The organism is Pseudomonas sp. Ant30-3 (assembly GCF_000690905.1).
GTDB lineage: Bacteria > Pseudomonadota > Gammaproteobacteria > Pseudomonadales > Pseudomonadaceae > Aquipseudomonas.
Genome location: NZ_JMCL01000080.1, coordinates 1 through 23,609, shown reverse-complemented (window position 1 = coordinate 23,609; position 23,609 = coordinate 1). Strand labels below are relative to the sequence as shown.

Below are 23,609 nucleotides of genomic sequence, written 5' to 3'. Positions count from 1 at the left end.
GGATCCGCGGGATCCGCAGTTTCTGGCACGTCTCAGTCAAAACTGGGAATAATGTTGGCCTTGTCGATCATATCGATCGGCAACAGGAATTCATGGTCTTCTACCTGCACCACGACGTCCTGCTCTTCTACACCGCGCAGAAGGCCCTGAAAGTTGCGTCGACCTTCAAAAGGCGAGCGCAGCTTGATCTTCACTTGTTCACCGGCAAATTTTGCGAACTGCTCAATAGTGAACAGTGGGCGTTCCATGCCAGGCGAGGAAACTTCGAGGGTGTATTCAACGGCGATCGGATCTTCAACATCCAGGACACCGCTGATCTGACGGCTGACAATGGCGCAATCATCCACCAGCACACCGCCCTCTTTATCAATATAAACGCGCAACATTGAGTGGCGACCTTGAGCCGAAAACTCAATACCCCAGCATTCATAGCCCAGGGCCACGACCACCGGGGCCAGCAAGGCCTGCAACTCTTCTAGCTTGCTCGACACCTGAACCCCCTCGTGCATGTATGTGCATGCTATGCAAAATAAAAAAATGGGCGAAACGCCCATCCTTGAAACGCCGTCGAACAGCGGCGTTGAAAGTGTCCAGCTAACAAAAAGCCCCTTAAAAGGGGCTCTTTAAACTGGTTGCGGGGGCCGGATTTGAACCGACGACCTTCGGGTTATGAGCCCGACGAGCTACCAGACTGCTCCACCCCGCGACAAAGCTGGGGCGGAAGTATACGACCGATCCCTTAAAGAATCAATGTAACCTTCCACCTACAAGAAAGCCCGCAACAGCGGGCTTTCCTGATAATTGGTACCGAGAAGGGGACTCGAACCCCTACACCCTATGGGCACAACCACCTCAAGGTTGCGTGTCTACCAATTCCACCACCTCGGCAATACAACGTTTGAAACCTTCTTACTTCTGCTCTTGAGCTGGAGGCACGTCAGTCGCTGGAGTAGCCGACTTTTGCTCTTGAAGCACCGGGACATCATCAGAAGCCGGTTGCTGCTTTGGAACTTCCAACACTGCTGGATTTGGCAAACCTACTTGAGTCAGCTGTTGAGCCTTCTCTTTAGCAAAGTAACCTAACCCCAAGCTGGTTATGAAGAAACCGGCGGCAAGTATAGCAGTAAATTTACTAAGAAAGGTAGAGGAACCTTGGCTTCCGAATACAGTATTTGAAGCACCTGCACCGAAAGACGCACCAGCATCCGCACCTTTACCCTGCTGCAGCAATACCAGAGCAACTACGCCCAATGCACCCAGCAGATGAAAAACGACTACGACTGTTTCCAGCATTTTTTCAGTTTCCCGCGGCGCGACAAATCGCACCGAACTCATCTGCATTCAGGGAAGCTCCACCAATGAGCCCCCCATCGATATCCGGCATGCCGAACAGTTCGACCGCATTGGCCGCCTTCACGCTGCCGCCGTATAGAAGCCGCACACCTTGTGCGACCTCAGAATTTTCTGCCGCCAACTGCGCGCGGATGGCGGCGTGCACATCCTGCGCCTGTTGCGGCGAAGCAGTCAGCCCGGTGCCAATGGCCCAGACCGGCTCGTAAGCTATGACTGCATTGGCAAAGACACCGACACCCAGCTGCTCGATGATGCTGCCCAGCTGACGCCCGACAACCTCAAGAGTTTTACCGGCTTCACGCTGCTCCAGGGTTTCCCCTATGCACAACACCGGAATCAAGCCACATGCCTGTGCCGCTGCGAACTTGCGAATCAGCATCCCGTCCTGCTCGCCCATAATCTGGCGGCGCTCGGAATGCCCGACAAGTACCAGGGAACACCCTGCATCCACCAACTGACTCGGTGCAACTTCACCGGTCAGCGCACCCTGCTTCGATTCCACCGCAGAATTCTGCGCGCCGACCGAAATCGACTTGCCTTCCAGACCATCAATCACTTGATTGATGTACAGGCAAGGCGGGAATACCGCGACATCAACACCGCTCGGCAAGGCCAGGTGACTAAGGCCGTTGATCAGCTCAGCGACGCTGGCGCGGGTACCGTGCATCTTCCAGTTACCAGCTACCATAGGGCGACGCATGCTGTACCTCGTCGGTCAAAGTGGGCGCAGATGTTACCCAACACAATCATGGCTGGCAAGCCGAATTCAGGCAGAAACTTCAGTAACGAGTTTTGCCAGCTCTTCAGCGTAACCACGAACCTGCGTTTCGTCTTCGCCTTCGACCATCACACGCACCAATGGCTCGGTCCCGGACTTGCGCAACAGCACCCGCCCACGACCAGCCATGGCCTGGGTAACGCGATCACTGGCTTCCTTGACCGCAGGATGTTCAAGCGGGTTCACACCGCCGCCGAAGCGCACGTTGATCAGCACCTGCGGGCACTTGCGCAGCGCCTGACGACTCTGAGCCAGGCCTTCCGAGCGCCTCTTCAATGCCATCAGCACCTGCAGCGCCGCAATGATCGCGTCACCGGTGGTGGTGTGATTGAAGCAGACGATATGGCCCGAGTTCTCGCCACCCACCACCCAGTTACGCTCCAGCAGATCGGCGATGACATAACGGTCACCGACATTGGCGCGCACGAATGGGATCGACAGATCCGCAAGGGCCAGCTCCAGCCCCAGGTTGCTCATCAAGGTGCCTACGACACCGCCCTGCAATTTGTTACGCTCATGCAGATCGCGAGCGATGATGAACAACAGCTCATCGCCATCAACAATGGCGCCCGTGTGATCGACCATCAGAACCCGATCGCCATCGCCATCAAAGGCAATACCCAGATCCGCGTGCTCAGCCAGCACGGCAGCCTGAAGCTGACCCATGTGGGTCGAACCACAGTTTTCATTGATGTTCAGACCGTTCGGCTGTGCAGAGAGGACCACGACGTCTGCGCCCAGCTCGCGGAATACGCTTGGAGCCACCTTGTAGGTAGCGCCGTGAGCACAGTCGAGCACGATCTTCAGACCGGCGAAACTGGTTCCGGTAGGCACGCTGCTTTTACAGAATTCGATATAGCGGCCCGACGCGTCATTGATTCGCGATACCTTGCCGATCTTGCTCGACTCAACCACAGTCATCGGGGTATCAAGCAATTCTTCGATCATGTGCTCGACTTCGTCAGGAAGCTTGGTGCCCTTGCCGGAGAAGAATTTGATGCCGTTGTCATCGTGAGGGTTGTGCGAAGCACTGATCACGATACCGGCTTCCGCATGAAAGGTACGCGTCAGGTAAGCGATGGCAGGGGTAGGCATCGGCCCCAGCAGCATGACATCTGCGCCTGCCGAAGTCAGGCCGGCCTCAAGCGCCGACTCGAACATGTAGCCCGAAATTCGCGTGTCTTTGCCGACAAGGACTTTGCAGGCGCCCATTTTGCGGAACGCCATGCCTGCCGCCCAGCCAAGCTTGAGCATGAAATCAGGAGTAATCGGATATTCGCCGACGCGACCGCGAATGCCGTCGGTGCCAAAGTATTTTTTGCTCATAACTGCTCCATCATTCTTATTCGGCTGATTCCACTGCGGCGATCATCCGCACTACATCGACGGTTTCGGCGACATCATGCACGCGCAATATACGCGCACCCTTGAATGAAGCCAGCGCCGCGAGTGCCAGACCGCCATGCAGTCGCTCTCCGACCGGGCGATTCAAGGCCTGACCGATCATGCTCTTACGCGAAACGCCGACCAGCAGGGGCCGCCCGAGAACATGCAAGGCATCCATGTGTTTGAACAAGCTTAGATTGTGCTGCAGGTTTTTCGCGAAGCCAAAGCCCGGATCGAGAATGATCCGATCTGCGGGAATCCCTGCCAGTTCACATTGCGCCATGCGCTCGGCGAGAAACTCGCTTACTTCCTTGGTCACATCATGATAATGCGGATTGTCCTGCATATCGCCCGGCTCACCAAGCATGTGCATCAGACAGACCGGCAAACCGGTTGCCGCTGCAGCATCCAGCGCACCATCACGGCGCAGAGAGCGCACGTCATTGATCAATCCGGCACCCAGCCGCGCAGTTTCGCGCATGACCGCTGGCGTCGAGGTATCAACAGAGATGATCACATCAAGCTCGCGATTGATGCGCTCGACGATCGGAGCTACACGCTCCAGCTCTTCGAGGGGAGAAACCGCTCTGGCACCGGGCCGGGTCGATTCACCGCCGACATCGATCAGCGTCGCGCCGGCGACAACCATTGCTTCAGCGTGGCGCATTGCGGCGTCCAGCTGACTGTATAGGCCGCCATCGGAGAAGGAATCGGGAGTGACATTGAGAATACCCATGACATGCGTCTGGGTTAAATCAAGAACCCGGTTGCCGCATGGCAACCGGGTTAAGGACGGAACAGAAGTCATTTCAAACCTTAAACGTCAGCAGCAGGTCCGCCGATCGGGGTTTCCGGACGCTCGCCCTGGACGGCTGGAGGTGTCCCGGAGGTACCGGTGCCGCCCGACCAATCGCGAGGTTCGCGAGGCGCACGACCCGCCATGATGTCGTCGATCTGCTCGGCATCAATTGTTTCGTACTTCATCAGGGCATCAGCCATGGCATCCAGCTTGTCACGGTTATCCGTGAGGATCTGCTTGGCAGTGCCATAGCACTGGTCAATGATGCTGCGCACTTCGGAGTCGATCAGCTTGGCTGTCTCACCAGAGAAGCTTGCACTCTGACCACCGCCGCCGCGACCGAGGAATACTTCACCCTCGTCTTCGGCGTACATCAATGGACCGAGTTTTTCCGATAGCCCCCACTTGGTGACCATGTTCCGCGCAATCTGACTGGCGCGCATGATGTCGTTGGAGGCCCCCGTGGTAACGCCATCGAAGCCCAACGTCATCTCTTCGGCAATACGGCCGCCGTACAACGAGCAAATCTGACTGATCAACGCTCGCTTGGACAGGCTGTAACGATCTTCTTCCGGCAGGAACATGGTCACACCCAGCGCACGACCGCGAGGGATGATCGACACCTTGTAGACCGGATCATGCTCAGGCACGACACGACCGACAATGGCATGGCCAGCTTCATGATAAGCGGTGTTCTGCTTCTCTTTTTCAGACATGACCATGGATTTGCGCTCGGCGCCCATCATGATCTTGTCTTTCGCCAATTCGAATTCTTTCATCTCGACGACGCGCTTACCGGTACGAGCGGCGAACAGCGACGCCTCGTTCACCAGGTTCGCCAGATCGGCACCGGAAAAACCAGGAGTACCACGGGCAATTACGGCCGGAGCAACGTCGTCGCCCATCGGCACTTTGCGCATGTGAACTTTAAGGATCTGCTCACGCCCACGAATATCCGGCAGCCCCACTACGACCTGACGGTCGAAACGGCCTGGACGCAGCAATGCAGGGTCGAGCACGTCCGGACGGTTGGTAGCGGCGATGACGATAATGCCGTCATTCATTTCAAAACCGTCCATCTCTACCAGCAACTGGTTGAGTGTCTGCTCACGTTCGTCGTGACCACCGCCCATGCCAGCGCCACGGTGGCGACCGACGGCATCGATTTCGTCGATGAAGATGATGCATGGAGCGTGCTTCTTGGCCTGCTCGAACATATCGCGAACACGGCTGGCACCGACGCCGACGAACATTTCAACGAAATCGGAGCCGGAGATGGTGAAGAACGGCACCTTTGCTTCACCGGCAATCGCCTTGGCCAGCAAGGTTTTACCGGTACCCGGAGGACCGACCATCAGTACTCCGCGGGGAATGCGGCCACCCAAGCGCTGGAACTTGCCCGGATCGCGCAGGAACTCGACCAGCTCGCCGACTTCTTCCTTGGCTTCGTCGCAACCGGCAACGTCAGCCAACGTAGTTTTTACCTGATCTTCGGACAGCAGGCGCGCCTTGCTCTTACCGAAGCTCATCGGCCCGCCCTTACCGCCCGCACCGCCTTGCATCTGCCGCATGAAAAACATGAAGACGGCGATGATCACCAGGATCGGAAAGCTCGCGACCAGGAGTTGAGTCCAGATGCTTTGCTGCTCAGGCTGCTTGCCTTCGACCACGACGTTGTTATCAACGAGGTCGCCGATCAGACCGTTATCCTGGATTGCCGGACGGATGGTCTTGAAGCTGTCGCCATCGCTGCGCTTGCCGGTAATCACATAGCCATCGACGGCTACGCGCTCGACCTTGCCATCCTTGACCTGCTGGATGAAGTCGGAATAGTTGAGGGTCTGCGGCTCGTTAGGGCTGGAGAAGTTGTTCATCACCGTCACCAGGACAGCCGCGATGATCAACCACAGGATCAGATTCTTTGCCATATCGTTCAATTAACTACCCTCTGAAGCAAGCTCCGCTAATGGCGCGTGCTTCGCATGATATTCACCGGCCTAACTTACTACATTACCCACGACTCTGGCAGACGCCGTCTGTAACCCTTTGTGAAACACTTCCTACACAATATTCGCTATTTCCTACAGGGCGAAATACGAAAATCCTATCGACCCGCAGAAAAACCTCGATTTACTCACTACGACCGCGGTAGCCCCAAGCCAGCATGTATTGCTCGCGGGAACTGCCACGGGAGGAATCCGGCTTGATCATTTGGACCTTGTCGAATTTCTGACGAGCGTCCTTCACGTAAGCGTCAAACCCTTCGCCCTGAAACACCTTGATCACAAAATTACCACCCGGCTTGAGTATCCGAGCCGCCAGATCAAGAGCCAGTTCACATAGGAACATGGCTTTAGGCATATCCACTTCAGGCGTACCACTCATATTGGGGGCCATATCGGAAATCACAAGGTCCACCTGCGAATTACCCACGGCTTCCAGAATCTGAGCGAGCACTTCGTCCTGAGTGAAATCACCCTGGATAAAATTCACGTCCGGAATGCTGTCCATTTCCAGAATGTCCGAGGCGATCAGGCGACCCTGACCACCGATCAGCCGACTCGTGACCTGCGACCAGCCGCCGGGGGCCGCGCCCAGGTCGACGACGCTCATACCCGGACGGATCAGCTTGTATTTCTCCTGGACCTCCAGAAGCTTGTAGCTCGCACGCGAGCGGTAACCATCCTTCTGCGCCTGCTTCACATAGGGATCATTGACATGTCTTTGCAGCCACTTAAGGCTTGTCTTGGAACGGGCCACAGGCCACCTCGAAAATAAAACGGGTCGTGATTAACTGGGCGGTCCCGGACTCGCTCGGGTAAACTGGCCGCCGCTTTTTACAAGATCAGACGCAGGGGTCAGATTATGCCGCTCACTCAAGAGCAGAAGAAACAGTACAAATCCATTGGCCACCATTTGAAACCGGTTTTGATCGTGGCAGACAACGGTTTGACTGAAGGTGTGGTAGCCGAACTTGAACGCGCATTGGCGGATCACGAGCTGATCAAGATCAAGCTTAACATCCTCGACCGCGAGGCTCGCCTGGCGTCCATTGCAGAACTGTGCAAGGTCGGCAAAGCGGATCTGGTTCAGGTCATCGGCAAGATGGCACTGATTTACCGCAAGAACTTCAGCGTCAACAAGCAGCTGTCGAACGTCCATCGCTTCAAGTGATGACAAGGGTCATGGGTGTGCTTCGCGCACCCGGCCACTCCACTTTCAACTGATCGACAGCAGCACCGGGCCAACCTGACCCGACACCGCTTGCAGATCTGCCACCAAAGCATGGCACCCGCACGAAGCGGGCGCGAGCTTTCAGATGTGGCGAACTTCGACAATCTCGTACTCGATAACGCCGCCCGGCGTCTTCACTGCGACCACATCACCCTCTTCCTTGGCAATCAAGGCGCGAGCCAGTGGCGAGCCGACGGAAATCTTACCGAGTTTGAAATCAGCTTCGTCCTCACCCACGATGTGGTAAGTGACGCGCTCATCCGTCTCGACGTTGGCGATTTCCACAGTGGTGCCGAAAATCACTTTGCCGGTGTGTGGAATGCTCGTGACATCGATGATGACCTGATTCTGGATCCGGCCTTCGATATCGCGAATACGCGCTTCGACCATACCTTGCTGCTCGCGGGCGGCGTGGTATTCGGCGTTTTCCTTCAGGTCACCCAATTCGCGGGCCGTCCCGATGTCCTGGCTGAGCTTCGGACGGATGACCTTGGTCAGGTGAGCGTGTTCTTCTTCCAGGGCTTTCGCACCCTGGACTGTCATTGGGTACTTGATCATGCCTTCAATCCTGCGTGTAGATCCTGCAAGCGGCGTACAGTCTTCTCTGGACCGAACTTCAGCGCTTCACAGATGGCTTCGCCAGCAGCAATAGTCGTGGTGCAGTAGATCTTGTGCTGCAGCGCATTACGACGAATGGAGTACGAATCGGCGATCGACTGGCGGCCTTCGGTGGTATTGATGATCAGCGTGACTTCGTCATTCTTGATCATGTCGACCACGTGCGGACGACCCTCGGTCACCTTGTTCACACGACGCACTTTCAGGCCTGCGGCTTCGATCAGCTTGGCAGTACCGGCGGTGGCAACCACTTCGAAACCCAAGTTGATCAGATCACGGGCCACGCCTGCAACCAGTGGCTTGTCATCGTCGCGCACGCTGATGAATGCGGTACCGCCGGTTGGCAGCACTTCGCTGGCACCCATCTGCGCCTTGGCGAATGCTTCGCCGAAGGTATCGCCGACGCCCATCACTTCACCGGTGGACTTCATCTCAGGGCCCAGGATCGGGTCCACACCAGGGAATTTGGCGAACGGGAACACCGCCTCTTTCACGCTGTAGAAGTTAGGAATGATTTCCTTGGTGAAGCCGATTTCTTTCAGGGTTTTACCGGCCATCACGCGAGCCGCGATCATCGCCAGGGAAACACCGATGCACTTGGACACGAACGGTACGGTCCGGGACGCGCGCGGGTTGACTTCGATGACGTAGATGTCTTCGCCTTGCAGCGCCAACTGAACGTTCATCAGGCCGACAACGCCCAGTTCCAGGGCCATTTTCTTGACCTGTTCACGCATCTCGTCCTGGATGTGCGCAGGCAGCGAGTACGGCGGCAGGGAGCACGCGGAGTCACCGGAGTGAACACCCGCTTGCTCGATGTGCTGCATAATTGCGCCGATCACCACGTCGGTGCCGTCACAGACTGCATCCACGTCCATTTCGATGGCGCAGTTGAGGAAGTGGTCGAGCAGCACCGGGCTGTCGTTGGACACTTTCACCGCATCTCGCAGGTAGCGCTTGAGTTCTTCTTCTTCGTAGACGATTTCCATCGCACGACCGCCCAGTACATAGGACGGACGAACCACCAGCGGATAACCGATCTTGCTGGCAGCACGAATCGCTTCGTCTTCGCTGCGCACGGTGGCGTTAGGTGGCTGACGCAGGTTCAGACGCTCAACCATCTGCTGGAAGCGCTCACGGTCTTCGGCACGGTCAATTGCATCAGGGCTGGTGCCGATGATCGGCACGCCGGCTTCTTCCAAAGCGCGAGCCAGTTTCAGCGGGGTCTGGCCACCGTACTGGACTATCACGCCTTTTGGCTTCTCGACGCGGCAAATTTCCAGCACGTCTTCCAGGGTCACTGGTTCGAAGTACAGGCGATCGGAGGTGTCGTAGTCGGTGGAAACGGTTTCCGGGTTGCAGTTGACCATGATGGTTTCGTAACCGTCATCGCGCAGGGCCAGTGCCGCGTGTACGCAGCAGTAGTCAAACTCGATGCCCTGGCCGATACGGTTTGGACCGCCGCCGAGGATCATGATTTTGTCGCGGCCCGAAGGCGCGGCTTCGCACTCTTCCTCGTAGGTCGAGTACATGTAGGCGGTGTCGGTGGCGAACTCGGCTGCACAGGTGTCGACGCGCTTGTAGACCGGGAACACTTCAAGCTTGTGACGATGGCGACGCAGGCTTTTCTCGGTGACACCCAGCAGCTTGGCCAGACGCATGTCGGAGAAACCTTTGCGCTTGAGCTTGAACATCATGGCGCGGTCGATGCTGGCCAGACCCAGGGTCTTGACCTTCTCTTCTTCCTTGATCAGATCTTCGATCTGCACCAGGAACCACGGGTCGATCATGTTCATGCCGAAGATGTCTTCGACCGACAGGCCGGCACGGAAGGCGTCAGCGACGTACCAGATACGCTCGGCGCCCGGCACGGTCAGCTCACGCTTGAGCACGCTCATGCTTTCCGGATTGCTCAGGTCGAGCTTCTCGTCGAGACCGCAAACGCCGACTTCCAGACCGCGCAGGGCTTTCTGCAAGGATTCCTGGAAGGTCCGGCCGATCGCCATGACTTCACCGACCGACTTCATTTGCGTGGTCAGGCGGGCGTCGGCTTTCGGGAATTTCTCGAAGGCGAAGCGTGGCAGTTTGGTGACGACGTAGTCGATCGATGGCTCGAAGGAAGCCGGCGTAGCGCCGCCGGTAATTTCGTTCTGCAGCTCGTCCAGGGTATAGCCGATCGCCAGCTTGGCAGCGATCCGCGCAATCGGGAAACCGGTGGCTTTCGAGGCCAGGGCCGAGGAACGGGATACCCGCGGGTTCATTTCGATGACGACCATGCGGCCAGTGTCCGGGCAGATGCCGAACTGGACGTTGGAGCCGCCGGTTTCCACGCCGATCTCGCGCAGTACCGCCAGGGAGGCGTTACGCATGATCTGGTATTCCTTGTCCGTCAGGGTCTGTGCCGGCGCAACAGTGATCGAGTCACCGGTGTGCACGCCCATCGGGTCAAAGTTTTCGATGGAGCAGACGATGATGCAGTTGTCCTTCTTATCGCGGACAACCTCCATCTCATACTCTTTCCAGCCGATCAGGGACTCGTCGATCAGCAGCTCTTTGGTCGGCGACAGGTCCAGGCCACGGGCGCAGATTTCTTCGAACTCTTCACGGTTGTAAGCGATACCGCCACCGGTGCCGCCCATGGTGAAGGACGGACGGATGATGCACGGGAAGCCGAGCTTCTCGAGCACTGCGTTGGCTTCTTCCATGCTGTGGGCGATGCCCGAGCGCGGGCAGTCCAGGCCGATGGATTTCATCGCCTTGTCAAAGCGCGAGCGGTCTTCAGCCTTGTCGATGGTGTCCGCATTGGCGCCGATCATCTCTACGCCGAACTTCTCCAGAACGCCTTCGCGCTCCAGGTCCAGTGCGCAATTCAGGGCGGTCTGGCCGCCCATGGTTGGCAGCAACGCGTCCGGACGCTCTTTCTCGATGATCTTGGCAACGGTCTGCCACTTGATCGGTTCGATGTAGGTGGCGTCGGCCATGTCCGGGTCGGTCATGATGGTCGCTGGGTTGGAGTTCACCAGAATGACGCGGTAACCCTCCTCGCGCAGGGCCTTACAGGCCTGGGCGCCGGAGTAGTCGAATTCACAGGCCTGGCCGATCACGATCGGGCCAGCGCCGAGAATCAGGATGCTTTTAATGTCTGTACGTTTTGGCATGGGTTCGTCACTCAAATCCGCAGGTCAGTCGGCAAGCCGTCTTGTTCAATCTGTGTAGCGTTGAGGGGGCCGCCGGTTTCGGGACCGCCCTCAAGCGTTGCTGCATCAAGGCCAGCGATCAGCGTCGCTTGGCCATCTCGTTGATGAAGCGATCGAACAATGGTGCTACGTCGTTAGGGCCAGGGCTGGCTTCCGGGTGACCCTGGAAGCTGAAGGCGCTCTTGTCGGTACGCTCGATGCCTTGCAGGGTGCCGTCGAACAGCGATTTGTGGATCGCCCGCACGTTAGCTGGCAAGGTCGCTTCGTCTACCGCAAAACCGTGGTTCTGGCTGGTGATCATAACCACACCGCTGTCCAGATCCTGGACCGGGTGGTTGGCACCGTGGTGGCCGTGGCCCATTTTTACGGTCTTGGCGCCGGAAGCCAGGGCCAGCAACTGGTGGCCGAGGCAGATGCCGAACACCGGAATCTCGGTTTCCAGCACATCCTTGATCGCCTGGATGGCGTAATCGCAAGGCTCCGGGTCGCCCGGGCCATTGGACAGGAACACGCCGTCCGGGTTGAGTGCCAACACGTCAGAGGCTGGCGTTTGCGCCGGCACTACAGTAACGCGGCAACCGCGCTCGACCAGCATGCGCAAGATGTTCAGCTTCACGCCGTAGTCAAAGGCCACTACGTGGTAAGGCAGCTCGGAGGCTTCGATAGTCGCGTGGCTGTCGGTTTTCAAATCCCAGACAGTCGAGCGCCATTCGTAGGTTTCCTTGGTGCTGACGACTTTCGCCAGGTCCATGCCTTTCAGGCCAGGGAACCCCTGAGCGGCGGCGATCGCGGCTTCTTCGGAAATATTGTCACCGGCCATGATGCAACCGTTCTGCGCGCCCTTTTCACGCAGGATGCGGGTCAGGCGGCGGGTGTCGATACCGGCGATAGCCACCACGTTGTTGGCTTTCAGGTAATCGGACAGGGACATCGTGTTACGCCAGTTGCTCGCAACCAGTGGCAGGTCACGGATGACCAGGCCTGCAGACCAGACGCGGTCGGACTCGGCATCTTCCGGTGTAGTACCGGTGTTGCCAATGTGCGGATACGTCAGGGTAACGATCTGTTGGGCGTAGGAAGGATCAGTAAGGATTTCCTGATAGCCGGTCATGGCGGTATTGAACACCACCTCACCAACGGTTTGACCGTCGGCTCCAATTGCTTCGCCGCGGAAAATGCTGCCGTCAGCAAGGGCGAGTATGGCTGGCTTAGTCAAGAAGACCTCCCGTAAATAAAGCCTGAAAGGGCGATCGCAGGTGTAAAAAAGCGGAGTGACGTATGGACACGTCACCCCGCTCATTCACTGAATTATTCTGCGCGCTTTTAGTGAACACACTAAAGCTGTAGCTTACAGAAAAAGGCATTTTTGGTCTACCGCCAATGAGCCTTAAAGACCGCTGGATGCGACAGGCCGTCGCTTGGCGGATTAAAACCGGGCTCAAACCGTAAGTTTGAACCCTGTTTCAGGCGCATCTCAACGCAGGTCGAGCACGTCTTGCATGTCGTAGAGACCAGGCTCACGCCCATCCAGCCACAAGGCTGCACGGACCGCGCCCTTGGCAAAAGTCATCCGGCTCGATGCCTTATGAGTGATTTCCAGGCGCTCACCTTCACAGGCAAACAACACCGTATGGTCGCCGACCACATCGCCGCCGCGCACGGTGGCAAATCCAATGGTTTCCCTCGCACGCGCGCCAGTGTGACCTTCTCGACCGTAGACCGCCACTTCCTGCAGATCGCGATCCAGCGCAGTGGCGATCACTTCGCCCATGCGCAACGCCGTTCCTGATGGGGCGTCGATCTTGTGCCGGTGATGCGCTTCGATAATCTCGATATCAGCATCATCGCCCAACACGCGAGCGGTCATCTCGAGCAGTTTCAGCGACAGGTTCACACCGACACTGAAGTTGGCCGCGAACACGATCGGAATGACCTTGCCCGCTTCAGCCAGCAATTGCTTCTGCGCAGCGTCCAGCCCGGTCGTGCCGATGACCATCGCCTTGCCAGCCTTGCGGCAGAATGCGAGATTTTTCAGCATGACTTCCGGCAGCGTGAAGTCGATCAACACGTCGAACTCTTCAGCCACCGCTTCGATGTGTCCCGAAAGCGGCACGCCGATACGGCCCAGCGACGCCAGCTCACCAGCATCCACACCGATCAGCGTGCTGCCAGGGCGGACGATGGCCGCCGTCAGACCAGTCAGCGGCGCGCGTTGCTGCACCGCCTCGACGAGGATTTTACCCATGCGCCCGGCAGCGCCCATCACAGCTATACGTCGCATGCCGACTCCTTACAAATCGCCGAAGAAGCGCTTCACGCCTTCGAACCAACCGGTGGTTTTCGGCGAGTGGCTGTTGTCATCCGCCAGAGAACTGCGGAATTCCTCGAGCAGTTCACGCTGACGACGACCCAGGTTGACCGGGGTTTCTACCGCCACACGACACATCAGGTCGCCTGCACCGCCGCCACGAACCGGGGCCACGCCCTTGCCGCGAACACGGAACTGCTTGCCGGTCTGCGTTCCCTCAGGGATCTTCAGCTTGACCCGACCATCGAGCGTCGGAATCTCCAGCTCGCCGCCCAGCGCTGCATCGACAAAACTGATTGGAACTTCGCAGAACAAATGCTTGCCGTCGCGCTGGAAGATCGCATGCTCGCGCACGTTGATCACTACGTACAGATCGCCCGTTGGGCCACCCTGCGCACCCGCTTCGCCTTCGCCGGACAGACGAATGCGATCACCGGTATCGACACCGGGTGGCACTTTCACGGAAAGGGTCTTGTACTCTTCGACGCGACCTTCGCCGTGACAGGAATCGCACGGATCGGAAATGATCTTGCCCTGGCCATGGCAGCGCGGGCAGGTCTGTTGCACAGAGAAGAATCCCTGCTGCATACGAACCTGACCGATACCACCACACGTTGGGCAGGTAACCGGTGAAGAGCCTTTCTTAGCGCCCGAACCGTCACACGGCTTGCAGTTGACCAGCGTCGGAACCCGGATATTCACGGTGGTACCGCGAACCGCTTCTTCCAGATTCAGCTCCAGGGTGTAGCGCAAATCACTGCCGCGCTGGGCACCGCCACGGGCGCCGCCGCGACCGCCACCGAAGAAATCACTGAAGACATCACCAAAGATGTCGGAGAAGTTCTGGTTGCCGAAACCTGCACCGCCGCCGCCCATGCTCGGGTCGACACCCGCATGACCATACTGGTCGTACGCTGCGCGCTTGCTGGAATCGGACAGCACTTCGTAGGCCTCGTTGGCCTCCTTGAACAGTTCTTCCGACGCTTTGTCATCGGGATTACGGTCCGGGTGATGTTTCATTGCCAGGCGACGGTAGGCCTTTTTCAGGTCTGCTTCGCTTGAGCCGCGCTCAACACCCAATACTTCGTAATAGTCACGCTTTGCCATAAGTCTTTTGCACTCTTAAGGACGTTCGGCAAACCCCTCCTGAGCTTCGCCAAACTCGTTGAGCCCCAATACAGGCCCGGACCCAACTCACGTCAATTCAACGATCCTGGTCTTGTTTCGATACGGTACTTTCGGCACGAAAAGCAGGAGCATTCCCGGCCATACCAGCAGCAAACGAACGCTTGTCGCATGCTGTAAAAATTCGCGTACTCCAGACACGCCAACGCGGGAGCAGGCTCCCGCGCGGCGACATCCTACCAGTCACCGCCTGAAGGCAGTCAACCGGGCGACCAACAACTTACTTTTGGTCTTTTACTTCTTCGAACTCAGCGTCGACAACGTCGTCAGCCTTTTCAGCCTTTTCGTCCTGCGGTGCAGCGCCTTCAGCAGGCTGGGCCTGTTCGGCGTACATTTTTTGCGCCACTGGAGCGGAGACTTTCGACAGCTCTTCAACCTTGGCTTCGATGGCAGCCTTGTCGTCGCCTTTGACAGCGACTTCCAGCGCAACCACTGCCGCTTCGATCGCAGTCTTCTCTTCAGCGCTCACCTTGTCGCCAGCATCGGCGACCATTTTGCGCGTCGAGTGAACCAGTGCATCGCCCTGGTTACGGGCAGCGGCCAGCTCTTCGAACTTGCGGTCTTCGTCAGCATTGGTTTCCGCATCGCGGATCATCTGCTGAATCTCTTCCTCGGACAGACCGGAGTTGGCCTTGATCACGATCGACTGAGTCTTGCCGGTAGCCTTGTCTTTCGCGCCAACATGCAGGATGCCGTTAGCGTCGATGTCGAAGGTCACTTCGATTTGTGGCACGCCACGTGGTGCTGGTGGAATCTCGGCCAGATCGAACTTGCCCAGAGACTTGTTCTGCGCGGCTTGCTTGCGCTCGCCCTGCAGGACATGAATGGTCACAGCGCCCTGGTTGTCGTCGGCAGTCGAGAACACTTGCGATTTCTTGGTAGGAATCGTGGTGTTTTTCTCGATCAGCGCGGTCATCACGCCGCCCATGGTTTCGATACCCAGAGTCAGCGGGCTGACGTCGAGCAGCAGAACGTCCTTCACGTCACCGGCCAATACTGCGCCCTGGATAGCAGCACCCATGGCAACGGCTTCGTCCGGGTTCACGTCTTTGCGAGCTTCTTTACCGAAAAACTCGGTAACCAGCTTCTGAACCAGCGGCATACGGGTCTGACCGCCTACCAGGATCACGTCGTTGATCGCGCCGATGTCAATACCGGAGTCTTTCAGGGCAATGCGGCAAGGCTCGATGGTGCGTTGAACCAGGTCTTCTACCAGCGATTCCAGCTTGGCGCGCGAGATCTTCACGTTCAAGTGCTTGGGACCGGTAGCGTCTGCAGTGATGTACGGCAGGTTGACGTCGGTCGAATTGCTCGAAGACAGCTCGATCTTGGCTTTTTCAGCAGCTTCTTTCAGGCGCTGCATCGCCAGCGGGTCACCTTTGAGGTTCATGCCGCTTTCTTTCTTGAATTCGTCAACGAGGTAGTCGATCAAGCGAATGTCGAAGTCTTCACCGCCCAGGAACGTATCGCCGTTGGTGGCCAATACTTCGAACTGGTGCTCGCCATCAACTTCAGCGATTTCGATTACGGACACGTCGAAAGTACCGCCGCCCAGGTCGTAAACGATCACGGTGTGATCGCCCTTGGCCTTGTCCATACCGTAAGCCAGTGCGGCTGCGGTTGGTTCGTTGATGATGCGCTTAACGTCCAGACCGGCAATGCGGCCGGCGTCTTTGGTCGCCTGACGCTGGCTGTCGTTGAAGTAGGCCGGAACGGTGATTACCGCTTCAGTCACAGGCTCGCCGAGGTAGTCTTCGGCGGTCTTCTTCATTTTTTTCAGAATTTCAGCCGAGATCTGTGGCGGCGACATCTTTTGGCCGTTCACTTCTACCCACGCGTCGCCGTTGTCAGCCTTGGCGATTTTGTAAGGGACCATTTTGATGTCTTTCTGTACGACTTCTTCGTCGAACTTGCGACCGATCAGACGCTTCACCGCGTACAGGGTGTTATGCGGATTGGTCACTGCCTGACGCTTGGCGGACTGGCCGACCAGGATCTCGCCATCGTTGGCGTAAGCGATGATCGACGGCGTGGTACGCGCGCCTTCAGCGTTTTCAATAACTTTGGATTTGCCGTTTTCCATGACGGAGACGCAGGAGTTGGTAGTCCCCAGGTCGATACCGATAATTTTGCCCATGTTAACTCTCCCGAAACTTTGGATTTGGTTGCCGCAGCAGTGGTGGCTAACTGCGGTAGCACTTAAACGCTTGACTTATAAATGGGGGCCTTGTGGCCGATTTCAAGCCTGCTCATCAATAGAAGGCGAAACCGGTGCCGGGGCCTTGCTGACTACGACCATGGCCGGGCGCAGCAGGCGACCATTGAGCTGATAGCCCTTCTGGAAAACCTTGAGTACGCTGTTCGGCTCGACGTCGGCGCTTTCCTGCATGGCCATGGCCTGATGCTGAACAGCGTTGAACGGTTCGCCGTGCGGGTCGATCGCTTCCAGCTGATAACGCTTCAGGGTGTCCTGGAACATTCTCAGGGTCAGCTCGATGCCTTCGCGCATTGGCCGGATGCTTTCGTCATCCGGGCTGGACAGCTCCAGTCCGCGCTCGAGGCTGTCAATGATCGGCAGCAGATCGCCGGCAAATTTTTCCAGAGCGAATTTGTGCGCTTTTTCTACATCCTGCTCGGCGCGGCGGCGGACGTTTTGCAGATCAGCCGCTACACGCAAGGCCTGATCCTGGGCGCCAGCCAACTGCTCTTCGAGCACTTGTACACGAGTCGCCAAGTCGCTGCCCGAATCCTGGGCACTCTGATCGGCGTCTAGATTTTGCGTATCCACTGTCTGTTCGTCAGCCATAGATTTCTCCTTTCAATAACGTCCGCGAGCTCAACCCGCGCTTCTGTCCCGATATATGGGGCCGCAAAATCCTGCTTCAAGGGTCGGTCGCGATTAACCCTACAAAAAACAGCTGCATTGCTGTGATGGCCTTCGCGCATTTCGTCGGCCCAGGCAAATCATGAGAAAAATGGCCATTGTCAGGTCAAAACAAAACACTGTATAAATAACCAGACCTCAAGCCTGGGAGCGGCCTTTATGCTGGTGCACCTGTCCGTACACAACTACGCCATCGTCGAACATCTCGATCTCGAACTCGATCGCGGGATGAGCGTGATCACGGGTGAAACCGGCGCCGGCAAGTCGATCATGCTCGACGCCCTGGGCTTGACGCTCGGCGACCGCGCCGACAGCGGCGTGGTCCGCCCGGGCGCGGACAAGGCCGACATCCTTGCCACGTTCGATCTGGTCGACATCCCGGAAGCCAGCGCCTGGCTCGCCGAGCGTGATCTCGAGAGCGACGGGCCGTGCATCCTGCGAAGGGTCATCACTGCCGAAGGGCGTTCGCGCGGCTATATCAATGGCACACCCTGCCCGCTCGGCGACCTGAAAGCCTTGGGCGAACTGGTGATTGATATCCACAGTCAGCATGAGCATCAATCGCTGCTCAAGACCGACACGCACCGCCGCCTGCTCGATGAATATGCTGGCGCCACGGACCTGGCCCGCCAGGTGCAACTGGCCGCTCAACGCTGGCGCCAGACCCGCCAGGAACTGGAACGCCTTTCCAATTCCGGCGATGAACAACGTGCTCGCCATCAGTTACTCAGCTATCAGCTCGAAGAGCTGGAGAACCTCGGTCTCGGTGAAAACGAACTCGAGCAACTTGAGCAGGAACACAAGAATCTGACCAACGCTGAAACCCTTCTGGGTATCTGCCGGCAAGTGGTTGAGCAATGCAGTGAAAGTGATTCCGGCAATGTCTTGAATGCGCTGACCGCCAGCCTTAACCGTCTGTCGAGCGTTACCACCTCGGTGGGCGCGCTCGGCGAAGCCAGCAGCTTGCTGACCAGCGCGCAGATTCAGGTGGAAGAAGCCGTTGGCGAGCTGAATCGCTTTCTCGACAATTTCGACGCTGACCCGGCGCGCCTGCAATACCTTGAGGAGCGTCTCGACTCGATCTACACCATGGCGCGCAAGCACCGCATCCAGCCGACCGAGGTTGCCGAAATGCAACAGCGCCTGCTGGACGAAATCGAGACCCTGAATGCAAACGATGAGTCGATCGAACGCCTCAGCGATGAACTGGCCTCTTATGCCCGTCATTATCAGGAGAAAGCCCGGGAGTTGAGCGACCTGCGCCATCAGGCCTCCAGCAGCCTGGCCAGTGCAGTCGAACAGGAAATCCAGCGCCTCGGAATGCCGGGCGGCCGCTTCACTATCGAGTTGCGCCCCAACAGCAGCGACGAGCTGCTACCGAACGGCCTCGAACAAGTTGAATTGTTGGTCAGTGCCAACCCGGGTCAGCCGTTGAAGGCCTTGGCCAAGGTGGCGTCGGGCGGTGAGTTGTCGCGAATCAGTCTGGCCATTCAGGTGATCACCGCGCAAACGTCACGCGTACCGACGCTGGTATTTGACGAAGTGGACGTAGGCATCGGCGGCCCGACGGCCGAGATCGTCGGTCAATTGCTGCGTCGCCTGGGCGAACGTGGCCAGGTGTTGACAGTGACTCACCTGCCACAAGTGGCGGCCCAAGGGCATCAACATCTGTTTGTGCACAAGGTACGAGGTGAAGATGCCACTCGCACCGCGGTTTCCAAGCTGAGTAAAAATGATCGCGTGGAAGAAGTGGCGCGGATGCTGGGCGGGATTGATCTGACCAAGGAATCCTTGGCGCACGCGAAGAAAATGGTCGTCACCGCAAAAATATAAAGATGGCAGACAGCACGAAGGCGACCCTGGGGTCGCCTTCGCTCGTTTCGCGAACATCATGCTCGCGCGACATGCTTACTTTTTCTTGCGTACGTACAACACAAGATTGTGATCAACCATCTCGAAGCCATACTTGTCGACGATGGCTTTCTGCAGGCGCTCGATTTCTTCGTCGAAGAATTCGATCACTTCACTGGTTTCGACGTTGACCATGTGGTCGTGATGCTTGCCGTCATCCAGCTCGAAGACCGCGTGGCCTCCGTCGAAGTTGTGCCGCACCACAAGGCCAGCTGCCTCGAACTGAGTCAGAACACGGTAAACCGTGGCCAGACCGACGTCCTCACCAGCCTCCATGAGCGCCTTGTAAACGTCCTCGGCACTCATGTGGCGTTGCTCGGCGGAATCGAGCATTTGCAGAATCTTGACCCTTGGCAGGGTCACTTTGAGGCCGGCTTTGCGTAGTTCGCTATTTTCAACCATGGTCAGCTTTCTCGCGATGCTGCTTCGCAGCTTCTCTTAATGCGGGTATGATCGGCGTTTACGTTGTCCCAGCCAAGATAGTGGAAGTCGCCCACCGATGCAAAACACCAAGCTCTTGCTAACCAGTTTCACCTTTGTGGGACTGCTCGCACTCGCCGGTTGTTCATTCCCCGGGGTTTACAAAATCGACATCCAGCAGGGCAATGTCGTCACGCAGGACATGATAGACCAGTTACGCCCGGGAATGACCCGTCGGCAAGTACGGTTTATCATGGGTAACCCTCTGCTGACCGACACGTTCCATGCCGATCGCTGGGATTATCTGTACAGCCTGCAACCGGGTGGCGGTGAACGCCAACAGGAACGCATTAGCGTTATCTTCAACCCAAATGACCAACTTGTCAGCCTCTCTGGTGATTTCATGCCAGGCGTGAGTCGCGACGATGCCATTCTCGGCAAGGACACTGACACAACCGTCACTGATCCTGCGCAGAACGCCGAGCAGCCGAAACCGGAGACTCCGGCCAAGCCAGGCTCGTTGCTGGATCAAATCCAGAAGGACGTCGACGGTGTAGAAACCGTTCCGGTCCCGACTCCAGAACCGTTGGACACCTCGCCGCAATAATTTGCGACGCAATAAAAAACCCGGCATGTCCGGGATTTTTATTGTCTGGCGATTGCTCGGGTTTACTGATTACGCGCTTTAGCCTCGGCAGCCTTGGCGGCGCGAAGCCGGCGGATCTCTTTGGGATCTGCCAGTAGCGGACGATAGATCTCGATCCGATCCCCCGACTGCACGATTCGAGTATCGGCATCGGTAATGACCTTGCCAAAAATACCGACCGGACAATTGCTCAGGTCCAGCTCCGGGAACGCGTCACCTATTCCGGACATCGCAACCGCCGCACGCACAGCGGTGCCAGCAGGCACCGCGACAGTGAGGAGCGCTTGCCGCTCCACAGCGGCGTAGACCACCTCAACTTCCACCGTCGCCTCAGCCATGCATCTGCTTCGCCCGCTGACAGAACGCATCGACCAGCGTGTTGGCCGCCTGATTGAACAACGGCCCCAGCGTCGCGCGAATGATCGGCCCCGCGTAGTCAAATGACAGATCAAGACTGATTTTGCAGGCCTTGTCGGTGAGCGCCTTGAATACCCAAATGCCATGCAACTGAGTAAAGGGACCTTCTTCAAGATTCATTTCGATCGATTGCCCCGGCACCAGCGTATTGCGCGTGACGAAATGCTGACTGAGGCCACCCTTGGCCACGCCAACACTGGCGCGCATATGTTCGTCAGAGCTCTCCAGAACTTCGGCCGACGAGCACCACGGCAGAAACTCCGGATACCGCGCCACATCGTTTACCAGGTCATACAGAGCTTGCGCCGGGTACGGCAGCAGGGCCGAACGTTGAATGTGTGTCGTCATGTCAGCGTCACTTCCACAGCTGGGCGGCAAACACTACGAGAATGCCGATGGGCGCCACATAGCGCATCAGGAAAAGACTGAAGGCGAACAACACCGGGCTGCGGATCGACAATTCGTCGCGCACCGCCTCGCGGCCCATCACCCAGCCTGCAAACACCACGAAACACAAACCACCGAGTGGCAACATGATTCGCGAGGTGAAGAAATCGATCACGCCGAAGAAGTCCAGACCTCCAGTCGCTCCCCATTGATAGAGATGAAACGCCCCGCCTTCGTTCACGAAAAACTTCGCTTCCTTCCAGATATTGAAGGAAAACACCGTGCCCAAGCCAACAAACCAGCACGTGAATGCGAGCCAGAACGTCACCCAGGCGCGGCTCAATTTCGAGCGCTCCACCAAGTAAGCCACCATGGGTTCGAGCAGGGAAATGGCCGAACTCCAGGCGGCGATCGCCACCAGAACGAAAAACACTACACCCATCACTTGGCCGAACGCGACGTTACCGAACGCAAAAGGCAGGCTGACGAACATCAAACCCGGCCCTTCACTCGGATTCAGGCCCGCGGCAAAAACAATCGGAAACAATGCCAGACCGGCCACGAGCGAAACGAAGGTATCCAGCAGCGCGACGCCAACTACGGTACCCGAAATCGACGAATGCTTCGGCATGTAAGCGCCGTAGATCATGATCGAGCCCACGCCGACGCTCAGCGAAAAGAAGGCGTGCCCCATGGCGGGCAGCAAACCGTCGAGGACCTTTTCCGGGTGGAAGTCGAACATGAAGTGCACGCCTTCCATGAAATGCCCGGTGGTCATGCTGTAACCCAGCAACACCAGAATCATTACAAACAGCAACGGCATCATGATGCGCAGGCTTCGTTCAAGACCTGCAACCACTCCTCGGGCAATGACCAGTGCTGAAAGCAGCATGAAAATCGTGTGCCAAAGTGTCAGGCGCCATGGATCGGCGATCACATTGCCGAAATACGCACCGACCTGATCAGGCGTGACGCCCTGGAAATCGCCACGCCCCATGTCGATGATGTAATCAAGCGACCAGCCGCCGACGACGCTATAGAAGGACAGAATCAGCAACGCGGTGATCATCCCGGCGAATGCGCCCCAGGACCATTTCGCCGAATGCCCCGCTTCCAGCGCCAGCACCTTCAGCGCGTTGGCCGGACTCTGCCGCGCGCGGCGGCCGATCAGGGTTTCCGCCAGCATGACCGGCACACCGATCAACGCGATGCACGCCAGGAACATCAGCACAAAGGCGCCGCCGCCGTAGACGCCAACCATGTACGGGAATTTCCAGATGCTACCCAAGCCCACGGCCGAACCGGTCGCGGCGAGTATGAAGACCCAGCGGCTAGCCCAACTGCCGTGGACAGAAACCTTGTCTGTCGACATCGTTATCACGCCCAAGCGTTCAAAAAAGAGGGCGCATTGTCCGGGATTCAATCAACCTGCTCAAGCACGTAGCGATACCGTAGCCGACTCGCGCGCAACTCCCTATAATGCCGCCCCTATGGCTAAACAGAAGAAACACCCAACAGGGACCATCGCGCAAAATAAAAAGGCGCGACACGATTACTTCATCGAACATCGGTTCGAGGCTGGTCTGGTCCTGGCCGGCTGGGAAGTAAAAAGTCTGCGGGCAAGCAAGCTACAGCTGGTTGACAGTTATGTACTGCTCAAGGATGGCGAAGCCTGGTTGCTTGGCAGCCACATCACGCCGCTGATGACCGCGAGTACGCACGTCATCGCTGATCCGACCCGCACCCGCAAATTGCTGCTTAACCGGCGCGAGCTGGAGAAGCTGGCTGCTGCCGTGCAGCAAAAGGGTTACGCCTGCGTATGCCTGTCCTGGTACTGGAGCAAGCACATGGTCAAGTGCGAAATTGCTTTGGGCAAGGGCAAGAAGGAATACGACAAGCGCGACACCGAGCGCGAGCGCGACGCCGGTCGAGAGCTGCAGCGCGCGGTGCGCAACAAGGGCAAGGAAGATTAATTTTCCGCGCCTGTGGCGATGACTGTGGCGAGGGAGCTTGCTCCCGCTGGGATGCGAAGCAGCCCTCGCTTTTGCGACTGCTGCGCAACCGAGCGGGAGCAAGCTCCCTCGCC

General features: G+C 57.6%; 22 protein-coding genes and 2 tRNA genes. 4 read left to right on the top strand and 20 right to left on the bottom strand.

Going from position 1 to position 23,609, the window contains the following annotated elements; translation table 11 throughout:
- Positions 1-32: 32 nt before the first annotated feature.
- The 9 genes from rimP to rlmE all read right to left on the bottom strand — a co-directional run bounded on the left by rimP (position 33) and on the right by rlmE (position 7,076).
- On the bottom strand, positions 33-491 hold the full coding sequence (rimP, locus tag DU29_RS0119180; protein ID WP_010463487.1) for a ribosome maturation factor RimP: 459 nt from the start codon (positions 489-491) through the stop codon (positions 33-35).
- Between the two features lie 138 nt (positions 492-629).
- Positions 630-706, bottom strand: a tRNA-Met gene (locus tag DU29_RS0119175).
- 96 nt (positions 707-802) lie between these two features.
- Positions 803-888, bottom strand: a tRNA-Leu gene (locus DU29_RS0119170).
- A gap of 21 nt (positions 889-909) precedes the next feature.
- Positions 910-1,293: a preprotein translocase subunit SecG gene (secG, locus tag DU29_RS0119165; protein WP_010463489.1), complete on the bottom strand. Its 384-nt coding sequence runs from the start codon at positions 1,291-1,293 to the stop codon at positions 910-912.
- Positions 1,294-1,297: 4 nt separating this feature from the next.
- Entirely contained in the window at positions 1,298-2,053 is a 756-nt protein-coding gene (gene tpiA, locus DU29_RS0119160; RefSeq protein ID WP_028623131.1) for a triose-phosphate isomerase, read from the bottom strand.
- Positions 2,054-2,119: 66 nt separating this feature from the next.
- On the bottom strand, positions 2,120-3,457 hold the full coding sequence (gene glmM, locus DU29_RS0119155) for a phosphoglucosamine mutase (protein ID WP_028623130.1): 1,338 nt from the start codon (positions 3,455-3,457) through the stop codon (positions 2,120-2,122).
- 16 nt (positions 3,458-3,473) lie between these two features.
- Positions 3,474-4,325, bottom strand: a complete 852-nt coding sequence (folP, locus tag DU29_RS0119150) for a dihydropteroate synthase (RefSeq protein ID WP_028623129.1) — start codon at positions 4,323-4,325, stop codon at positions 3,474-3,476.
- An 8-nt stretch (positions 4,326-4,333) separates the two neighbouring features.
- Complete coding sequence (gene ftsH, locus DU29_RS0119145) at positions 4,334-6,244, bottom strand: ATP-dependent zinc metalloprotease FtsH (RefSeq protein ID WP_028623128.1); 1,911 nt, start codon at positions 6,242-6,244, stop codon at positions 4,334-4,336.
- A gap of 202 nt (positions 6,245-6,446) precedes the next feature.
- The gene (gene rlmE / locus DU29_RS0119140; RefSeq protein ID WP_028623127.1) at positions 6,447-7,076 is read right to left on the bottom strand and encodes a 23S rRNA (uridine(2552)-2'-O)-methyltransferase RlmE; all 630 of its coding nucleotides are present in this window, start codon (positions 7,074-7,076) and stop codon (positions 6,447-6,449) included.
- Between the two features lie 105 nt (positions 7,077-7,181).
- Here rlmE and DU29_RS0119135 point away from each other — a divergent pair, with 105 nt between their 5' ends.
- Positions 7,182-7,490: a YhbY family RNA-binding protein gene (locus DU29_RS0119135; RefSeq protein WP_028623126.1), complete on the top strand. Its 309-nt coding sequence runs from the start codon at positions 7,182-7,184 to the stop codon at positions 7,488-7,490.
- A gap of 141 nt (positions 7,491-7,631) precedes the next feature.
- On the opposite strand, the gene greA is transcribed toward DU29_RS0119135, so the two are convergent.
- The 7 genes from greA to grpE form a co-directional block, all read right to left on the bottom strand.
- Positions 7,632-8,108, bottom strand: a complete 477-nt coding sequence (gene greA / locus DU29_RS0119130) for a transcription elongation factor GreA (protein WP_028623125.1) — start codon at positions 8,106-8,108, stop codon at positions 7,632-7,634.
- Positions 8,105-11,326: a carbamoyl-phosphate synthase large subunit gene (gene carB, locus DU29_RS0119125; RefSeq protein WP_028623124.1), complete on the bottom strand. Its 3,222-nt coding sequence runs from the start codon at positions 11,324-11,326 to the stop codon at positions 8,105-8,107. Before carB ends, greA begins: the two co-directional genes overlap by 4 nt.
- A gap of 118 nt (positions 11,327-11,444) precedes the next feature.
- A complete protein-coding gene (gene carA, locus DU29_RS0119120; protein WP_028623123.1) occupies positions 11,445-12,581 on the bottom strand; it encodes a glutamine-hydrolyzing carbamoyl-phosphate synthase small subunit in 1,137 nt (378 codons plus the stop codon).
- A gap of 258 nt (positions 12,582-12,839) precedes the next feature.
- Positions 12,840-13,646 carry a 4-hydroxy-tetrahydrodipicolinate reductase gene (gene dapB / locus DU29_RS0119115; protein ID WP_028623122.1) on the bottom strand — a complete coding sequence of 269 codons (807 nt, stop codon included), beginning with the start codon at positions 13,644-13,646 and terminating at the stop codon, positions 12,840-12,842.
- Positions 13,647-13,655: 9 nt separating this feature from the next.
- The gene (dnaJ, locus tag DU29_RS0119110) at positions 13,656-14,780 is read right to left on the bottom strand and encodes a molecular chaperone DnaJ (protein WP_033050695.1); all 1,125 of its coding nucleotides are present in this window, start codon (positions 14,778-14,780) and stop codon (positions 13,656-13,658) included.
- A gap of 298 nt (positions 14,781-15,078) precedes the next feature.
- Entirely contained in the window at positions 15,079-16,995 is a 1,917-nt protein-coding gene (gene dnaK / locus DU29_RS0119105) for a molecular chaperone DnaK (RefSeq protein ID WP_028623120.1), read from the bottom strand.
- A 102-nt stretch (positions 16,996-17,097) separates the two neighbouring features.
- Positions 17,098-17,664, bottom strand: a complete 567-nt coding sequence (gene grpE / locus DU29_RS0119100; RefSeq protein ID WP_028623119.1) for a nucleotide exchange factor GrpE — start codon at positions 17,662-17,664, stop codon at positions 17,098-17,100.
- Between the two features lie 237 nt (positions 17,665-17,901).
- Between grpE and recN the strand changes: the two genes are divergently transcribed.
- Complete coding sequence (gene recN / locus DU29_RS0119095; RefSeq protein WP_028623118.1) at positions 17,902-19,575, top strand: DNA repair protein RecN; 1,674 nt, start codon at positions 17,902-17,904, stop codon at positions 19,573-19,575.
- A gap of 75 nt (positions 19,576-19,650) precedes the next feature.
- Here the strand turns inward: recN and fur are convergent, their stop codons facing one another.
- Positions 19,651-20,055, bottom strand: coding sequence for a ferric iron uptake transcriptional regulator (gene fur / locus DU29_RS0119090; RefSeq protein ID WP_003197684.1), 405 nt, complete (start codon positions 20,053-20,055; stop codon positions 19,651-19,653).
- A gap of 97 nt (positions 20,056-20,152) precedes the next feature.
- Here fur and DU29_RS0119085 point away from each other — a divergent pair, with 97 nt between their 5' ends.
- Positions 20,153-20,680: an outer membrane protein assembly factor BamE gene (locus DU29_RS0119085; RefSeq protein WP_028623117.1), complete on the top strand. Its 528-nt coding sequence runs from the start codon at positions 20,153-20,155 to the stop codon at positions 20,678-20,680.
- A gap of 62 nt (positions 20,681-20,742) precedes the next feature.
- Here the strand turns inward: DU29_RS0119085 and DU29_RS0119080 are convergent, their stop codons facing one another.
- The 3 genes from DU29_RS0119080 to DU29_RS0119070 are packed head-to-tail and all read right to left on the bottom strand — an operon-like array spanning position 20,743 to position 22,895.
- Complete coding sequence (locus DU29_RS0119080) at positions 20,743-21,057, bottom strand: RnfH family protein (protein ID WP_028623116.1); 315 nt, start codon at positions 21,055-21,057, stop codon at positions 20,743-20,745.
- Positions 21,050-21,484 (bottom strand): type II toxin-antitoxin system RatA family toxin, encoded by a 435-nt coding sequence (locus DU29_RS0119075; protein WP_028623115.1) that lies wholly within the window; start codon positions 21,482-21,484, stop codon positions 21,050-21,052. Before DU29_RS0119075 ends, DU29_RS0119080 begins: the two co-directional genes overlap by 8 nt.
- Positions 21,485-21,491: 7 nt before the next feature.
- Positions 21,492-22,895 carry a sodium-dependent transporter gene (locus tag DU29_RS0119070; RefSeq protein WP_028623114.1) on the bottom strand — a complete coding sequence of 468 codons (1,404 nt, stop codon included), beginning with the start codon at positions 22,893-22,895 and terminating at the stop codon, positions 21,492-21,494.
- Positions 22,896-23,013: 118 nt separating this feature from the next.
- Between DU29_RS0119070 and smpB the strand changes: the two genes are divergently transcribed.
- Positions 23,014-23,496, top strand: coding sequence for an SsrA-binding protein SmpB (smpB, locus tag DU29_RS0119065; protein WP_028623113.1), 483 nt, complete (start codon positions 23,014-23,016; stop codon positions 23,494-23,496).
- Positions 23,497-23,609: the final 113 nt, after the last annotated feature.

What these genes read in the sequence shown, in the direction of transcription:
- secG (WP_010463489.1), bottom strand. Translation starts at nt 1,293, where the DNA reads ATGCTGGAAACAGTCGTAGTCGTTTTTCATCTGCTGGGTGCATTGGGC.
- tpiA (WP_028623131.1), bottom strand. Translation starts at nt 2,053, where the DNA reads ATGCGTCGCCCTATGGTAGCTGGTAACTGGAAGATGCACGGTACCCGC.
- glmM (WP_028623130.1), bottom strand. Translation starts at nt 3,457, where the DNA reads ATGAGCAAAAAATACTTTGGCACCGACGGCATTCGCGGTCGCGTCGGC.
- folP (WP_028623129.1), bottom strand. Translation starts at nt 4,325, where the DNA reads ATGACTTCTGTTCCGTCCTTAACCCGGTTGCCATGCGGCAACCGGGTT.
- ftsH (WP_028623128.1), bottom strand. Translation starts at nt 6,244, where the DNA reads ATGGCAAAGAATCTGATCCTGTGGTTGATCATCGCGGCTGTCCTGGTG.
- DU29_RS0119135 (WP_028623126.1), top strand. Translation starts at nt 7,182, where the DNA reads ATGCCGCTCACTCAAGAGCAGAAGAAACAGTACAAATCCATTGGCCAC.
- greA (WP_028623125.1), bottom strand. Translation starts at nt 8,108, where the DNA reads ATGATCAAGTACCCAATGACAGTCCAGGGTGCGAAAGCCCTGGAAGAA.
- carB (WP_028623124.1), bottom strand. Translation starts at nt 11,326, where the DNA reads ATGCCAAAACGTACAGACATTAAAAGCATCCTGATTCTCGGCGCTGGC.
- dapB (WP_028623122.1), bottom strand. Translation starts at nt 13,646, where the DNA reads ATGCGACGTATAGCTGTGATGGGCGCTGCCGGGCGCATGGGTAAAATC.
- dnaJ (WP_033050695.1), bottom strand. Translation starts at nt 14,780, where the DNA reads ATGGCAAAGCGTGACTATTACGAAGTATTGGGTGTTGAGCGCGGCTCA.
- dnaK (WP_028623120.1), bottom strand. Translation starts at nt 16,995, where the DNA reads ATGGGCAAAATTATCGGTATCGACCTGGGGACTACCAACTCCTGCGTC.
- grpE (WP_028623119.1), bottom strand. Translation starts at nt 17,664, where the DNA reads ATGGCTGACGAACAGACAGTGGATACGCAAAATCTAGACGCCGATCAG.
- recN (WP_028623118.1), top strand. Translation starts at nt 17,902, where the DNA reads ATGCTGGTGCACCTGTCCGTACACAACTACGCCATCGTCGAACATCTC.
- fur (WP_003197684.1), bottom strand. Translation starts at nt 20,055, where the DNA reads ATGGTTGAAAATAGCGAACTACGCAAAGCCGGCCTCAAAGTGACCCTG.
- DU29_RS0119085 (WP_028623117.1), top strand. Translation starts at nt 20,153, where the DNA reads ATGCAAAACACCAAGCTCTTGCTAACCAGTTTCACCTTTGTGGGACTG.
- DU29_RS0119080 (WP_028623116.1), bottom strand. Translation starts at nt 21,057, where the DNA reads ATGGCTGAGGCGACGGTGGAAGTTGAGGTGGTCTACGCCGCTGTGGAG.
- DU29_RS0119075 (WP_028623115.1), bottom strand. Translation starts at nt 21,484, where the DNA reads ATGACGACACACATTCAACGTTCGGCCCTGCTGCCGTACCCGGCGCAA.
- DU29_RS0119070 (WP_028623114.1), bottom strand. Translation starts at nt 22,895, where the DNA reads ATGTCGACAGACAAGGTTTCTGTCCACGGCAGTTGGGCTAGCCGCTGG.
- smpB (WP_028623113.1), top strand. Translation starts at nt 23,014, where the DNA reads ATGGCTAAACAGAAGAAACACCCAACAGGGACCATCGCGCAAAATAAA.